Genomic DNA, 14,672 nt, shown 5'->3' with positions numbered 1-14,672 from the left:
TCCCCGCCGCGGGGCTCCCAAGGGTTGAGACCCGCCGGTACACCCCGAACCCCCCCGGTTGGGTTGGGTTTACCCCCGGCGCGCCCCCCCCCCCGGGCGGGGGCCCCGCCCCCGGCGGGGGGGCGGGGCCCGGGACCCCGTCATGTACGTCAGGCGGTGGAGTCGCGCTCCCAGCGGTAGAACTCCTGCGCCATCGCGTCCTTCGGGCCCCGCCAGGTCTGCGGGTCGTAGGGACTGATGAAGGCGGTGAGCCGGTCGCTGAGGCCCCTGAACTCCGGGTGCTCGGTCACCTTGGCGATCTCCGGGCCCGGCGGGCGCTCGGACTCGATCATGTGCAGGTAGACGTCGCCGAACTGGAACAGCTTGCGCCGGGTGACGCCCACCAGGTGCGGCAGCTCACTGCTGTCGGAGGCGGCGAACAGCTCGGCGATGTCCGGCGCCGATTCCGGCGCCATCCGGGCGACGATCAGAGCGTGGTGCATCGGGTGGGGCCTTTCTGTACCCGGTCCTGGCCGGCCGCTGGGGCGTGTCGTCAGACTGCCGTCGTCGCCCGAAGGGCGGCCGCGCGGCGTCAGGTGCGTGCTCTCGGCGTGCCGGCCCCGGGCCCCTGTACTGGACGTACCGGGGTCTGGGGCCGGTGCGGCGAGAGTGCCTGCATGGCGTCGCACGGCGGACGCAGTTTGACGACAGGCCCCAGGGCCTGCAGGCCGTCGGCGGAGGTGTGTCAGTTGGCCGGGACCGCGGCCGTGCGGCGCTCACGGTCGCGCTGCTCGATCTTGTCCCGGATGAGTTCCATCTGGACCCGCGAGTTGCGGTTGATGTTGTCGGTCATCCACGCGTCGTCGACCGGGGCGTCGGGGCGCATCGCGAAGTCCTGCGTCCAGCGCATGAGCGTGCCGCCGGGGGCTTCGGAGTACTCCCAGTGGATGTCCATGTGCTGGAACGGGCCGGGCTCGACGCGACGGGCCCGGACGGTGCGCCCGGGGCGGTCCGTGGTGCGCTCGGAGACCCAGCTCCACACCTTGTCGTTCTCGTCGGGGTGCATCGTCAGACGGAACGTGGTCCGCTCGCCGTCACGCTCGACGACCTCGACCGAGGCGTACTCGCTGAACAGGCGGGGCCAGTTCTCCAGGTCGTTCGTCATGTCCCAGACGAGGTCCAGGGGGGCGGCGATGACGATCTCGTTCTCGGTGTGTCCGGACACTTCAGGCTCCTGTCATGAGGCTGTTGTTGACGAGGTCGAGGAACTCGCGGGGGGTCTTGCAGCGGTCGGCGTCGGCCGGCAGCGGCTGCCCGTGGCGGTTCTCCAGGACACCGACGATGCCCAGGAGGCCCAGCGAGTCGAGGCCGAACTCGTCGAAGGCCGTACCGGAACGGTTCTCCATCTCCCGCGGGTCGACAGTCAGTCCGGCGCCCTTCTTCATCAGGGCGGCCAGCTCTTCGTAGGTCAGTCGGTCGGTCATGAGGGGCTTCTCCTTGTCACAGGGGTGTCGGTGGGGCTCACGCCGGGCGCCGGAGCACCATCGCCGCGTTCGAGCCCATGAGGCCGCGGCTGAGCACGAGGGCCGTGCGCAGTTCGGCGGGGCGGGCCCGGCCCATGACGAGGTCGAGGTCGTGGCACACCTCGAAGACGTTGGGCGTGGGCGGGATCAGGCCGTCCTCCATGGCGAGGACGGCGGCGGCCGTGTCGAGGACGGGGGCTCCGCAGTAGGCCCGTCCGATGCCGGTCTTGGGCGCGGTCACCGGGACGCGCCGGCCGTGCGGACCGAGCGCGTCGGCCAGGGCCAGCGCCTCCGCCCGGTCGGCCTCGGGGACTCCGAGGGCGTCCGCGAAGACCACGTCGATCTCCTCGGGCGCGCATCCGGCCTCGCGCAGGGCGCCCTCGATGGCGTGGGCGAGCCCTTCGCGGGACTCCTCCCAGCGCATCGCGGTGGTGAAGGTGGCCGCGTGACCGGCGATCTCGGCGCGGACCCGGGCGCCTCGCTCCCGGGCCGCCGTCTCCTCCTCGACGACGAACATCGCGCCGCCCTCGGCGGGCACGAATCCGCAGGCGTCCGCGGTGAACGGGCGGTAGGCCCGCGTGGGGTCCTCACCGGCGCTCAGGTCGCGGTAGCCGAGCTGGCAGACGACGGAGTAGGGCGCGAGCGGGGCCTCGGCCGCGCCGACCACCACCGCGTCGGTGCCGCGCCGGACGGACCGGTCGGCGTGCGCCAGTGCGTCAAGGCCGCCGGCCTCGTCGCTCGCCACCACGGCGCACGGCCCCTTGAAGCCGCCGCGGATCGAGATCTGGCCGGTGCTGGCCGCGTAGAACCAGGCGATCGACTGGTAGGGGCCGACGAACTTGGAGCCCTGGCCCCACAGCCGCTGCAGCTCGCGCTGGCCGAACTCGCCACCGCCGGAACCGGCTGCGGTGACCACGCCCACGCTGAACGGCCGGTCCTCGTAGTCGGCGCGGCCCAGCCGGGCGTCGTCCAGGGCCATGTCGGCCGCGGCCATCGCGAAGTGCGTGAACCGGTCGGTCTGCACGAGGTAGCGCTCCTCGATCAGCGAGACCGGGTCGAAGCCCCTGACCTCGCCGGCCACGTGCAGCGGCAGTTCCTCGCACCCTTCACGGGTGACCCGGCCCAGGACGCTCATGCCTTCCTGCGTCCGCTTCCAGAAGGCTTCGGTGCTCGTGCCGTTGGGGGCGACGACGCCGATGCCGGTAACGACGGTGCGCCGGGCCTTGGGGGTGCTCATGGGGTCCTCCCACCGCTTCTGGTCAGGGCCACCGCGGACTGGAAGCCGCCGAATCCGCTGCCGACCGACAGGACGCTGCGCAGTTTCAGCGGACGTGCGGTGCGGGGCACGTAGTCGAGGTCGCACTCGGGGTCCGGGGACTCGTAGTTCGCCGTCGGCGGCACTGTCTGGTGGACCAGCGCGAGCACACAGGCGGCGATCTCTATGGCGCCGATCGCCCCGAGCGAGTGCCCGACCATCGACTTGATGGAGCTCATCGGTACGTCGTGGGCGTGTGCACCGAGCGCCCGCTTCACGGCGGCCGTCTCGTGCCGGTCGTTCTGCTTGGTGCCCGAGCCGTGCGCGTTGACGTAGTCGATGTCGGACGCGGCGATCCCGGCGTGCCCGAGCGCCCGGTTGATGGCCTCGGCCATCTCCAGTCCCTCCGGGGTCAGCCCGGTCATGTGGTAGGCGTTGCCGAAGGTCGCGTAGCCCGAGATCTCGCAGTACACCGTCGCACCGCGGGCACGGGCGTGCTCCAGTTCCTCCAGGACGAGTACGGCTCCGCCCTCACCCATCACGAAGCCGTCGCGGCGGGAGTCGAAGGGCCGGGACGCGTGTTCCGGGTCCTCGTTGTTGGCCGAGGTCGCCTTGATCGCGTCGAAGCACGCCACGGTGATCGGGGTGATCGGCGAGTCCGAGGCCCCGGCGATGCACACGTCGACGCGGCCGTCCTCGATGGAGTGGAAGGCGTACCCGATCGCGTCGAGCCCGGAGGTGCAGCCCGTCGAGACGGTCTGCACCGGCCCGTGCGCGCCGACCTGTTCGGCGACGGCCGAGGCGAGCGAGCTGGGTGAGAAGGCGCGTTCCAGGTGGGGCCCGGCCGGACGGTGGTCGACGTCCCAGCGCTTCCCGCTCTCGCTGACGGCGACGTAGTCGTGCTCCAGCCGTGTGGTGCCGCCGACCGCGGTGCCGAGCGAGACACCGACGCGCCAGGGGTCGGTCCGCTCCACGTCGAGGCCGGCGTCGGCGAGTGCCTCACGGGCGGCCACCATCGCGAACTGCACATAGCGGTCCGCCCGGGCGACCTCCTCCTCGTCCAGTCCGTACGCCGCCGGGTCGAAGTCGCACTCGGCGGCGATCCGGGACCGGAAGCCGGCCGGGTCGAAGAGGGTGATGCCCCGGGTCGCCGTACGGCCGTTGGACAGGAGGTCCCAGAAGGCCGGGGTGCCGATGCCGCCCGGGGCGACGACGCCGACGCCGGTGACGGCCACGCGCCGGGTCATGAGGCGGCCTCGGTTCGTTCTGGCGGCGCGCCCCGCTCGGCCGACTCGGTGACCTCGGTGTCGACGTGACCGAGTTCCGGGCGCGGGGCGAGCGGGCCGAGGTGGAAGACCATCCGTGCCTCGACGTCACCCACGTTGCGGAAGCGGTGCCGGACGTGCGGGGGGATCAGCAGTCCCTGGTCGGGGCGCATCGCGTGCGGCTCCCCGTCCAGGTCGACCTCCAGGAGCCCGTTCACCACGTAGACGAACTCCTCGGAGTACGGGTGGTAGTGCTCGCCGATGCGGTCTCCGGGCTGAACGATGGCCAGCCCCATGAAGCCGCTGGTGGCACCCACGGCCGTCGGAGTGAGCAGGGCGCGCAGGTCACCTCCGCGCCTGCGGTTGGGCTGGGTCTCGCTGAGGTCCACGATGCGTGGCCGGTGCATGGTCATGACTGCTTTCCTCCTGGCGCATTGCGCGTTGTATCGACGGGTTGAGCGAGAACCCCCCAGGGTGCTGCGGCGCGACTCAGGACTCCGCGGCCCGCCGGTCGGTGATGAGCCGCATCTCGGACCGGGCGAGGAAGCGCGCGGCGTCCTGGTCGGAGGTCGGCACGGCGTTCGCCTCCCCGTCGAGGAGGCGGGCGAGACGGGCCGCCTTGCCGGGACCGTGGATGCCGAGCGCCTGGGCGGGCTGCGCGTCGAGCGGGCCGCTCACTTCGAGGAGGCGGACCACGATGTCGTCGCGCTGGAAGATCGTGCTGCTGTCGATGGGGCTGCCGGCGTCGTCCGCGGCCTCCTCGTCGTGTCCGGCCAGCAGCCGGGCCAGAGCCATCCCGCAGCCCTCCTTGGCCTGGTAGAAGAGCGCGTGGCGCCGGATCTCCGCCGGGGCGTGGCGGCCCGTCGTCACGTGGTGGACGGTGGGCAGCGCCGCCCGGGTGAAGAACATCCGGGCGGAGTCGGGGTCGGCGAGGTCGCGGTCCTGTTCCAGGTACGGGTTGATCGCTTCCTCGACGGCCCGGATCTCGGGCTGCCGGGAGACGTGGCGCAGGGCCGCGAGGAGGTCGCCCTCGACCTCGACGGCGCGCACGACGCGGTTGCCGTGCATGAACAGCGAGGTGCGGCGCAGCCGGGTGTGCTCGTCGACGCGGGCCTGCGGGGCGTCGTAGTCGGCGAGGATCTTCGCGACGATCTCCTCGGTGCCCGGCTTGACGGTGAAGGTCAGCGCGTGGCGCACGATCCCGTCGCCGAGGCGGGGCGCGGCCTGCAGCCCGCCCTTGACGGGCTCGAAGCTCTCCTCGAAGGCCGCGCCCGTCTCCCGCAGGACGCTGAAGCGCAGCGAACGGGTGTCGCGCACGCAGCTGTGCAGCGGCTGCACGGTGGCGACGTGCTCCTCGCTGTTCACCCACGCGAGGAAGGGCGGGGCGCTCTCCCACTCGCTGGTGATGAGCCATTGGGACGGATTCTCGATGGACTGGCACAGCTGGTCGCTGATGTGGCCGGGGATGGAGGCCACCTGGTTGCGCATGTGCTCGTACGCCTCCAGGAACTGCTTCTGGGCGCCGTCGTACAGGTCCAGCAGCAGGATGACGCGCAGCCTGGAGCCGTCGAAGGCGGACTGCGAGGTCCGTTCCGAGAGGGTGGTGGTCATGGTGCGAACTCCTTCGAGACGGTGGGAGGACCGGCCGGGGCCGGCGGGGAACCGTCGAGTGGGGGGCGGAGCGGGGAGTCCCGGCGGATGCGCACAGTCCGCCCGGACCGTGGGCGACGTCTCCGTGACCGATCGTGAAACGCTGGTCCGGCTGACGCCAGATTTATGAACCGTTCAGGTGAGCGGGCGTCCGAACCGCTCCGACAGGGCTCGGACAAGGGCATGAACACTGCATCTGTACGGCGTCCGAGCTGGAGCATCTGATGAACGAGAACGTCGACGTCCATGTACCGGTCCTCATCGTGGGCGGCTCCCTGGTGGGGCTGTCCGCGTCCCTCTTCCTCGGCAGGCTGGGCGTCGAGCACCTGCTGGTCGAGAAGCACGCCGCCACCTCGACACACCCACGGGGCCGCGGCAACAACGTCCGCACGATGGAGATCTTCCGCCGGGCGGGGGTGGAGCCGCAGATCCGCGCTGCCGCGTCCGTCCTCGCGGAGAACCACGGCATTCTGCAAGCCGGTTCACTGACCGGCGACGACCAGGAATGGCTGTTCAAGGAGATCGACCCGGGCGGCGCACTTGCCCGGTTCAGCCCGAGCGGCTGGTGTCTGTGCAGCCAGAACGATCTGGAGCCGGTGCTCCTGGACCGGGCCCGGGAACAGGGCGGCGATCTCCGGTTCTCGACGGAACTTCTCTCGTTCGATCCGGACGGTTCGGGCGTCGGGGCGGTGCTGAAGAACCGGGATACGGGTGAGCACACCACGGTGCGGGCGGACTACCTGATCGCCGCCGACGGTCCGCGCAGCCCGATCCGCGAGCAGTTGCGCATCGGCCGTTCGGGGGCCGGCGACCTGTTCCACAACGTGAGCATCACCTTCCGGTCCCGGGCGCTCGCCGATGTGCTGGGCGACCGGCGCTTCATCGTGTGCTACCTGACCAATCCGGAGGCGGACGGCGCGCTGCTCCCGGTGGACAACGAGCGGGAGTGGGTGTTCCACGCGCCGTGGCAGCCGGACCGGGGCGAGACGCTGGAGGACTTCACGGACGAGCGGTGCGTGGCGCACATCCGCAAGGCCGTCGGGGCGCCGGACATCGATGTCGAGATCACGGGCAAGGCGCCGTGGCACGCGGCGGAGCGGGTGGCCGACCGGTACTCACGAGGCCGGGTCTTCCTCGCCGGCGACTCGGCGCACGAGATGTCCCCGACGGGGGCGTTCGGCTCCAACACCGGGATCCAGGACGCGCACAACCTGGCGTGGAAGCTCGCGGCCGTGCTGCGCGGGGAGGCGGGTGTGGGCCTGCTGGACACGTACGAGGCGGAGCGGCGGCCGGTGGCCCGGGCGACGAGTGAGCGGGCCTCCGCACGCTCCGGTGAGCACAGCCACCCGGGGTACGCGGCTCCGCCGACCGTGGGCGGCGGGAAGCGCGGCGGGATGCTGAACGTGGCGCTGGGTTACCGCTATGTGGACGGCGCGGTGCTGGGCATCGGCCCGGAGTGGCCCGTGGTGCCCGAGGGCGTGCAGCTGGCGGGCGAACCGGGCAGCAGGGCCCCGCACCTGTGGGTCCGCCGGGAGGGTGAGCGGATCTCCACGCTGGATCTGTACGAGCGGTCGTTCGTCCTGCTGACCGATGCCTCGGACGTGGCCTGGCGCCGGGCGGCGGCGCGGGTCGGCGAACGGCTGGGGGTGCGGCTCGACGCGTTCGGGATCGGCACCGGGCCGGGCGGCGACCTGGAACCGGAGGACGGTGCGGACTGGGCCGAGGCGCACGGGACGAGCGCCGAGGGCGCCGTGGTGGTGCGCCCCGACGGGTTCGTCGCCTGGCGGGCGGAGACGGGCGTCGAGGACGCCGATGCGGCGCTGCACGAGGTCATGGTGGCGCTGTTGCGCCGGGACTGACGCCGCTACGGCCGGGCTCAGCCGACGCCGAACGACCGGAGGGCAGCGAGGAACTCCTCCGGTCGTTCGGTGTGCACGAGGTGGCCCGCCTCGATGGTGATGTGGCGGGCGCCGGGGATCTGCCGGGCCATCCAGGCGAGGTCCTCCTGCGCGATCTGGCTGCCGGGTCCGCCGCCGACGACGAGGGTGGGGGCGGTGATCTCGCCGAGGCGTTCGCGGCCCTCCGGATCGGGGTCGTTGAGCTGGCTGTCGATGGCGGGCACGACGGGCCAGTCGAAGTCCAGCTCGCCGCCCGGGTGTTCGACGGGCGGGCGGGGCGGGTCGAGCGGGAAGGGCGGCGGGGCCTCCTCGATGACGAGCCGACCGATGAGTCCGGGCTGCCGTTCGGCGAGCAGATAGGCCGCGGCTCCGCCCATGGAGTGTCCGACGACCGTGGCACCGGAGAGGTTGCGGACCTCCAGGAAGGCGTGCAGGTCGTCGCGGAACAGCTCGAAGGAGTAGCGGCCGGGCCAGTCGCTGAGGCCGTGGCCGCGGAAGTCGAAGGCGTACACCCGGTGCCGGGTGGCGAGCCGTTCGGCGACGGGGGCCCAGGTGGCGCTGGAGCCGCAGCGTCCGTGGACGAGGACGACGGGCGGCGCGGACGGGTCGCCCCACACCCGGTAGGCGAGCCGGATGCCGCCTGCCTGGACGCTGTGCACGTCCGGGTCCAGGAACGCGGTGACGGTACGGACGAACGCGCCCGGGTCGTCCAGCCAGGGGAAGTGCCCGGCGCCGCGCTGCACGGTGAACTCCGACTGGGGGAAGAGCGCGGCCAGTTCGGCGGCGCGGTCCGGCGTGGTCACCCCGTCGTACTCACCGGCCAGGACGAGCACCGGGGCCGGGAAGGCCCGCAGGGCGGCGACCGTCGCGGCCGGGTCGAACGCTCCCTCCCCGTAATAGGCGCGCGCCGCTTCGGTGTTGATCTGTTGCGGAGACAGTGCGGCGTGGGCCCGGGCGGTGGCGTCCCAGCGCCCGTACAGGAACGGCCGTGCCGCTGCGCGCAGTTCGTCGGTCATCCTGCCCGCCCAGATCTCCTGCTGTGCGGGGAGCGCCTGCGCGTACCAGGGCTCCGAGCTGCGCAGCGCGGCGGCGTCCCGGGCCGCGCGCTCGAGGAACGGGAAGCCGACCGCCCGTGTGGTGGGTGCGATGAGGGTCAGGCTCCGCAGGGCGTGCGGGTACCGCGCGGCGTACAGCGCGGCAAGGTCCCCGGCCGCCGAGTGGGCGAGCAGGTCGACGCGCTCGATGCCGAGGTGCCGGCGCAGCGCCTCGACGTCCTCGACGAGCCGGTCGCAGCGGTAGGTGGCGATGTCGTCCGGTACGGCGGAGCTTCCCGTCCCCCGCAGATCGAGCACGATCAGCTGTCGTACGGCACTGAGCCCGCCCAGGTCCCCGAGGTAGGCGCCGGCTCGCATGGCGCCGCCCGGCAGGCAGATCAGCGGCGCACCCTCCCCGATGACGTCATAGGCGAGCTCGGTCCCGTCGTACGTGTGGAAAGTCGGCATGGACCCATCCAAACAGGGCCGACCGGGTGACGCAGCCGTGTTCGGTACGGGCGTATCCCCCGGCAGGCATCGGATGGGTCGCGCCTCTTGCCACACCGGGCAAGATCCTGCATTACTGCTCCCGGAAGGAACGACCGAATGATCGGTCGTCTGCACGGCGCACCGAATGAGGGAGATCCGCATGACGGCTCTGCTGGACGCGGCGGAACGGATGGGCCCCGAGGAGCTCGCGGCACTGCAGCTGGAGCGGTTGCGGGCCACCCTGCGTCATGCGTACGACCACGTCGGCCACTACCGCCGGGCGTTCGACCGTGCGGGGCTGCGTCCGGAGGACTGCCGCTCACTGGCCGACCTGGCCCGGTTCCCGTTCACCACCAAGGCCGATCTGCGCGACAACTATCCGTTCGGGATGTTCGCGGTGCCCGAGGAGGAAGTGCGGCGGATCCACGCCTCCAGCGGGACGACCGGCCGCCCGACGGTCGTCGGCTACACCGAGAGGGATCTGGACACCTGGGCGGACGTGGTCGCCCGCTCGATCAGGGCGGCCGGCGGACGGCCGGGGCACAAGGTCCATGTCGCCTACGGGTACGGGCTGTTCACCGGCGGCCTCGGCGCGCACTACGGCGCGGAGCGGCTCGGCTGCACGGTCATTCCGGCCTCGGGCGGCATGACGGCCCGGCAGGTGCGGCTGATCCAGGACTTCCGGCCCGAGATCATCATGGTGACGCCTTCCTACATGCTGACGCTCCTGGACGAGTTCGAGCGCCAGGGCGTCGACCCACGGACGACGTCGCTGAAGGTGGGCATCTTCGGGGCGGAGCCGTGGACGCAGGAGATGCGCCGCGAGATCGAGGAGCGCTTCGCGATCGACGCCGTCGACATATACGGCCTGTCCGAGGTGATGGGCCCGGGTGTGGCGCAGGAGTGCGTGGAGACGAAGGACGGACTGCACATCTGGGAGGACCACTTCTATCCGGAGGTGGTCGACCCGTTCACCGGCGAGGTGCTGCCCGAAGGGGCCGAGGGCGAACTGGTGTTCACCTCGCTCACCAAGGAGGCCATGCCGGTGATCCGCTACCGGACCCGCGACCTCACCCGGCTGCTGCCCGGCACGGCCCGGGTGTTCCGGCGGATGGAGAAGGTGACCGGGCGCAGCGACGACCTGGTGATCCTGCGCGGGGTGAACCTCTTCCCGACGCAGATCGAGGAGATCGTGCTCCGTACACCGGGGGTGTCGCCGCACTTCCAGCTGCGGCTGACCCGCGAGGGTCGCCTCGACGTGCTGACGGTACGGGCGGAGGCCCGGGCCGGGGCGACGCCGGAGCAGCGGGCGGCGGCCGCCGCTTCGGTCGCTGCGGCCGTCAAGGACGGGATCGGGGTCTCGGTCGGGGTCGAGATCCTCGATCCCGAGACGCTGGAGAGGTCCGTCGGCAAGTTCCGGAGGATCGTGGACGAACGGGACCGGACGGGCAGTTGACTTGCCGGGCGGCCGCGGTCGCCGGCAGGGATCCGGCCCCTGTCAGGCGAAGCGGTCGCGGAGCTCGCGCTTGAGGATCTTTCCGCTGGCGTTGCGCGGGAGGCCGTCCACGAACACGACCCTCTTCGGGGCCTTGAAGTGGGCGAGCCGCTCGCGGGCGTGGTCGATCAGTTCGGCCTCGGTCGCCTCCCCGCGCAGGACGACGACGGCGGTGACGGCCTCGATCCAGCGCTCGTCGGGGAGTCCGACGACGGCCGCCTCGGCGACGGCGGGGTGGGTGTACAGGGCGTCCTCGACCTGTCGGGAGGCAACCAGCACGCCGCCGGAGTTGATGACGTCCTTCACCCGGTCGACGACGGTGAAGTAGCCCTCCGCGTCCCGGACGGCGAGGTCACCGGAGTGGAACCAGCCGTCGCGGAACGCCTCGGCGCTCTCCTGCGGTTTGTCCCAGTAGCCGCTGCACAGCTGGGGCGAGCGGTAGACCACCTCGCCCGCGGTCCCGTCGGGGACGTCCTCGCCGTTCTCGTCGACGACCTTGGCCTCGACGAAGAGGACGGGCCGGCCGCAGGAGTCCATCCGGCCCTCGTGCTCGTCCGGTCCAAGGACGGTGGCGAGGGGACCGATCTCGCTCTGGCCGAAGCAGTTGTAGAACGCGAGGTCCGGGAGGCGTTCACGCAGGCGTTCCAGCACCGGGACGGGCATGATCGACGCGCCGTAGTACGCCTTGCGCAGGCCGCCGAGGTCGCGCCCCGCGAAGTCCGGATGGTTGGCGAGGCCGATCCAGACGGTGGGCGGGGCGAAGAGGGTGTCGGCCCGCCCCGACTCGATGAGGTCGAAGATCCTGGTCGCGTCCGGGGCGTCGAGAATCGTGTTCTCGGCGCCGACCGCGAGGTAGGGCAGCAGGAACACGTGCATCTGCGCGGAGTGGTAGAGCGGCAGCGCGTGGACGGGCCGGTCGGTGGCGCGCAGATCGAGGGCCGTGAGGGCGCTGACGTACTCGTGGACGAGGGCGCCGTGCGTCATCATCGCGCCCTTGGGCAGGGCGGTGGTGCCGGAGGTGTAGAGCAGTTGGACGAGGTCGTCCGCAGCCGGTTCGTGCGCGGGGACGAAGGCGCGCGGGGTGCCGAGTTCGGCCAGGAGCGAGCCGGGGGCGTCGCGCAGCGGCCGTACGGCATGCCCCGGGGGGACACGGCCGACGAGATCCGGGTCGGTGAGGACCAGGGAGCTGCCGGACTGGGTCAGGATGTACGCGAGGTCCTCGCCGGTGAGGTTCTGGTTGACCGGCACATGGACGAGTCCGGCGCGTGCGCAGGCGAGGTACGCGATCAGGTACGCATCGGAGTTGTGCGCGTAGGAGGCGACCCGGTCCCCCGGGCTCAGTCCGTGGCCGTCCATGAGGACGGCGGCCGCGGTGCTGACCGCCTCGTCCAGACCGCGGTAGGTCCAGGCCCGGTCGGCGTACCGCAGGGCGTTGCGCTCAGGGGTGCGCCGTGCGCTGCGGGTCACGACGCCGTCGACTGTGCTGCTGCGTACACCGGTCATGGCGTGATCCTGTGCGGCCGGGGCCCCGGGGTCAAGGGTCCGGATTCCGGCCGGGATGTTGACAGACGTACGGGAGTGCTGGCTGAGTGGCCCCTGCCATCTCGAACTCCTGAGTAACCGTCTTTCGCACCCGCAGAGTTGGGAGGACCGTTGCCCCTCCGGAACCGTCTGAGAGTTCTCGCCACAACCGGTCTCGCGCTGTTCACCGTGTCGGCGTCGCTGCCGCCGGCCTCGGCGCACACGCCCCGTTCCCACCATCCGTCGGGCGGCGGACTCTCCGCCGTGATCCGTTACACCGAGTACGGCATTCCGCACATCGTGGCGAAGGACTACGCGGACCTGGGCTTCGGCAACGGCTGGGCGCAGGCCGCCGACCAGGTGTGCACACTCGCCGACGGCTTCGTCACGCTGCGCGGGGAGCGGTCCCGGTACTTCGGCCAGGACGCGGCGCCCGACGGCTCGTTGTCCTCGGCGACGAAGAACCTGTCCAGCGACCTGTTCTTCCGCGGGGTACGCGACAGCCGCACCGTGGAGAAGCTGCTGCGGGTGCCCGCCCCGGCCGGACCGAGCCGTGCGACGAAGGAACTCCAGCGTGGCTGGGCGGCCGGCTACAACGCCTGGCTGGCGCAGAACCGGATCACCGACCCCGCCTGCCGGGGCGCCCGCTGGGTGCGCCCGGTGTCCACGCTCGACGTCGCGGAGCGCGCCTTCGCGCTCTCCGTGCTCGGCGGCCAGGGCCGGGGTGTCGACGGCATCACGGCCGCGCAGCCGCCCACCGCCACGCCCGCGCCCGCTCCCCCGTCCTCCTCGCCGTCTCCCGACGACGCGGGGGACGCGGCGGCGCGGCTGCTGTCGACGCAGAACGCGGACATGGGGTCCAACGCCGTGGCCTTCCGGGGCAGTACGACGGCGGGCGGGCGCGGGCTGCTGCTCGGCAACCCGCACTACCCCTGGCAGGGCGGGCGGCGGTTCTGGCAGTCCCAGCAGACGATCCCCGGTGAACTGAACGTGGCGGGCGGTTCACTGCTCGGCTCGGCGACCATGTCGATCGGGCACAACGCGAACGTGGCGTGGAGCCACACGGTGGCCACGGGCGTCACCCTCAACCTGCATCAGCTGACCCTCGATCCGGCCGATCCGACCGTGTACGTGGTGGACGGGAAGCCGAAGCGGATGGCGAAGCGCACGGTCTCCGTGGGGGTCGGAGGCGGCCGGGAGGTGACGCGCACCCAGTGGTGGACCCGCTACGGGCCCGTCGTCACCTCGCTCGGTGCGGGTCTGCCGCTGCCCTGGACGCGGACCGCCGCATACGCGCTGGGCGACCCGAACGCGGTGAACCTGCGCTCGGGAGACACCGCGCTCGGGTTCAGCAAGGCCCGCAGCACGGCGGGCATCAAGGAGGCGCTGCGCCGGACGCAGGGGCTGCCGTGGGTCAACACGGTCGCGGCCGACTCCTCGGGGCACACGCTCTTCTCCCAGTCGCAGGTGCTGCCGAGGATCACCGACGAGCTCGCGCAGCGCTGCTCGACGCCACTGGGCAGGGCCACGTACCCGGCGTCGGGACTCGCCGTACTGGACGGCTCGCGGAGCGACTGCGCTCCGGGGTCGGACCCGGACGCCGTGCAGCCCGGGATCTTCGGTCCGGGCCGGATGCCCACCGTGGAGAACGCGGCCTACGTCGAGAACTCCAACGACAGCGCCTGGCTGACGAACGCCGACGCCCCGCTGACCGGGTACGAACGCGTCTTCGGAACGGTCGGCACACCGCGCTCCATGCGGACCCGCGGCGCCGTCGAGGACGTCTCCGCGATGGCCGACGCCGGCCGGCTGACGGTCGCCGACCTGCAGCACCAGCAGTTCGCGAACCGCGCGCCGGCCGGCGACCTGGCCGCGGCGGACCTGGCGGGCGCCTGCGCGGCGCTGCCCGGTGGCACGACTCCCGGGAGCGCGGGCACACCGGTCGACGTCTCGGCGGCCTGCCCGGTGCTGCGCGACTGGGACCGGAAGGTCGACACGGGGAGCCGGGGCGCGCTCCTCTTCGACCGGTTCTGGCGACGGGCGGTGTCGGTGCCGGCGGCCGGGCTGTGGAAGGTACCGTTCTCCCCCGCCGACCCCGTCGGCACGCCGAACACCCTCAACACAGCCGCTCCGGGCGTCCTCGCCGCCCTCGCCGACGCGGTGGCCGAGCTGAGGGGCGCGGGCATCGCCCTGGACGCGCCCCTGGGCGAGCACCAGTCCGTGCTGCGCGGTGAGCGGCGTATCCCGGTCGGCGGCGGGACGGAGGCACTGGGCATCTGGAACAAGACCGAGGGCGTGTGGGACGCGGCGGCCGGCGGGTACACGGACGTCTCCACCGGCTCCAGCTACATCCAGGCGGTCGGCTGGGACGGCGGTCCGTGCCCCGTGGCGCGCACCCTGCTCACGTACGCGCAGTCGTCGAACCCGGCGTCGCCGCACTACAGCGATCAGACCGAGCTGTACTCGGGTGAGCGCTGGGTGACGTCGCGGTTCTGCGAGAAGGACATCGCGCGTTCGCCCGGCCTGAAGGTGGTGCGGGTGCGCGAGCACCACTGACACCTGA

12 protein-coding genes are annotated in these 14,672 nt (G+C 72.1%); 3 read left to right on the top strand and 9 right to left on the bottom strand.

Features of this window, described 5'->3' with window-relative positions:
• Positions 1-149 precede the first annotated feature (149 nt).
• The 7 genes from ACFYPA_RS19270 to ACFYPA_RS19240 form a co-directional block, all read right to left on the bottom strand.
• The gene (locus ACFYPA_RS19270; protein ID WP_359079809.1) at positions 150-482 is read right to left on the bottom strand and encodes a TcmI family type II polyketide cyclase; all 333 of its coding nucleotides are present in this window, start codon (positions 480-482) and stop codon (positions 150-152) included.
• A gap of 242 nt (positions 483-724) precedes the next feature.
• Entirely contained in the window at positions 725-1,204 is a 480-nt protein-coding gene (locus ACFYPA_RS19265) for an SRPBCC family protein (protein WP_359079807.1), read from the bottom strand.
• A gap of 1 nt (position 1,205) precedes the next feature.
• Positions 1,206-1,463, bottom strand: a complete 258-nt coding sequence (locus tag ACFYPA_RS19260; protein ID WP_359079804.1) for an acyl carrier protein — start codon at positions 1,461-1,463, stop codon at positions 1,206-1,208.
• Between the two features lie 37 nt (positions 1,464-1,500).
• A complete protein-coding gene (locus ACFYPA_RS19255) occupies positions 1,501-2,739 on the bottom strand; it encodes a ketosynthase chain-length factor (protein ID WP_359319604.1) in 1,239 nt (412 codons plus the stop codon).
• Positions 2,736-4,004 (bottom strand): beta-ketoacyl-[acyl-carrier-protein] synthase family protein, encoded by a 1,269-nt coding sequence (locus ACFYPA_RS19250; protein ID WP_359079800.1) that lies wholly within the window; start codon positions 4,002-4,004, stop codon positions 2,736-2,738. The genes ACFYPA_RS19255 and ACFYPA_RS19250 overlap by 4 nt, the downstream gene beginning before the upstream one ends.
• Positions 4,001-4,435 carry a cupin domain-containing protein gene (locus tag ACFYPA_RS19245; RefSeq protein WP_359079799.1) on the bottom strand — a complete coding sequence of 145 codons (435 nt, stop codon included), beginning with the start codon at positions 4,433-4,435 and terminating at the stop codon, positions 4,001-4,003. The genes ACFYPA_RS19250 and ACFYPA_RS19245 overlap by 4 nt, the downstream gene beginning before the upstream one ends.
• Before the next feature lie 76 nt (positions 4,436-4,511).
• Positions 4,512-5,633 (bottom strand): SchA/CurD-like domain-containing protein, encoded by a 1,122-nt coding sequence (locus tag ACFYPA_RS19240; protein ID WP_359079797.1) that lies wholly within the window; start codon positions 5,631-5,633, stop codon positions 4,512-4,514.
• A 263-nt stretch (positions 5,634-5,896) separates the two neighbouring features.
• On the opposite strand from ACFYPA_RS19240, the gene ACFYPA_RS19235 reads away from it, so the two are divergent.
• Positions 5,897-7,531 (top strand): FAD-dependent oxidoreductase, encoded by a 1,635-nt coding sequence (locus ACFYPA_RS19235; protein ID WP_389133084.1) that lies wholly within the window; start codon positions 5,897-5,899, stop codon positions 7,529-7,531.
• A gap of 17 nt (positions 7,532-7,548) precedes the next feature.
• Here ACFYPA_RS19235 and ACFYPA_RS19230 read toward each other — a convergent pair whose 3' ends face one another.
• Complete coding sequence (locus ACFYPA_RS19230; protein ID WP_389133081.1) at positions 7,549-9,072, bottom strand: alpha/beta fold hydrolase; 1,524 nt, start codon at positions 9,070-9,072, stop codon at positions 7,549-7,551.
• A 181-nt stretch (positions 9,073-9,253) separates the two neighbouring features.
• Here ACFYPA_RS19230 and paaK point away from each other — a divergent pair, with 181 nt between their 5' ends.
• Positions 9,254-10,549, top strand: a complete 1,296-nt coding sequence (paaK, locus tag ACFYPA_RS19225) for a phenylacetate--CoA ligase PaaK (RefSeq protein ID WP_359079792.1) — start codon at positions 9,254-9,256, stop codon at positions 10,547-10,549.
• 42 nt (positions 10,550-10,591) lie between these two features.
• Here paaK and ACFYPA_RS19220 read toward each other — a convergent pair whose 3' ends face one another.
• Entirely contained in the window at positions 10,592-12,091 is a 1,500-nt protein-coding gene (locus tag ACFYPA_RS19220) for an acyl-CoA synthetase (protein WP_389133078.1), read from the bottom strand.
• A gap of 150 nt (positions 12,092-12,241) precedes the next feature.
• On the opposite strand from ACFYPA_RS19220, the gene ACFYPA_RS19215 reads away from it, so the two are divergent.
• On the top strand, positions 12,242-14,665 hold the full coding sequence (locus ACFYPA_RS19215; protein ID WP_389133075.1) for a penicillin acylase family protein: 2,424 nt from the start codon (positions 12,242-12,244) through the stop codon (positions 14,663-14,665).
• Positions 14,666-14,672 lie beyond the last annotated feature (7 nt).

The sequence above is a fragment of the Streptomyces sp. NPDC005775 genome, assembly GCF_042871565.1.
Lineage (GTDB): Bacteria > Actinomycetota > Actinomycetes > Streptomycetales > Streptomycetaceae > Streptomyces.
Note: the sequence above shows the minus strand (reverse complement) of the source record. Positions and strands in the feature narration are given on the sequence as shown.

Bases quoted from the DNA above. Each gene is read 5' to 3' on its own strand.
- ACFYPA_RS19270 (WP_359079809.1), bottom strand. From the start codon at position 482: ATGCACCACGCTCTGATCGTCGCCCGGATGGCGCCGGAATCGGCGCCG.
- ACFYPA_RS19260 (WP_359079804.1), bottom strand. From the start codon at position 1,463: ATGACCGACCGACTGACCTACGAAGAGCTGGCCGCCCTGATGAAGAAG.
- ACFYPA_RS19255 (WP_359319604.1), bottom strand. From the start codon at position 2,739: ATGAGCACCCCCAAGGCCCGGCGCACCGTCGTTACCGGCATCGGCGTC.
- ACFYPA_RS19250 (WP_359079800.1), bottom strand. From the start codon at position 4,004: ATGACCCGGCGCGTGGCCGTCACCGGCGTCGGCGTCGTCGCCCCGGGC.
- ACFYPA_RS19245 (WP_359079799.1), bottom strand. From the start codon at position 4,435: ATGACCATGCACCGGCCACGCATCGTGGACCTCAGCGAGACCCAGCCC.
- ACFYPA_RS19240 (WP_359079797.1), bottom strand. From the start codon at position 5,633: ATGACCACCACCCTCTCGGAACGGACCTCGCAGTCCGCCTTCGACGGC.
- ACFYPA_RS19235 (WP_389133084.1), top strand. From the start codon at position 5,897: ATGAACGAGAACGTCGACGTCCATGTACCGGTCCTCATCGTGGGCGGC.
- ACFYPA_RS19230 (WP_389133081.1), bottom strand. From the start codon at position 9,072: ATGCCGACTTTCCACACGTACGACGGGACCGAGCTCGCCTATGACGTC.
- paaK (WP_359079792.1), top strand. From the start codon at position 9,254: ATGACGGCTCTGCTGGACGCGGCGGAACGGATGGGCCCCGAGGAGCTC.
- ACFYPA_RS19220 (WP_389133078.1), bottom strand. From the start codon at position 12,091: ATGACCGGTGTACGCAGCAGCACAGTCGACGGCGTCGTGACCCGCAGC.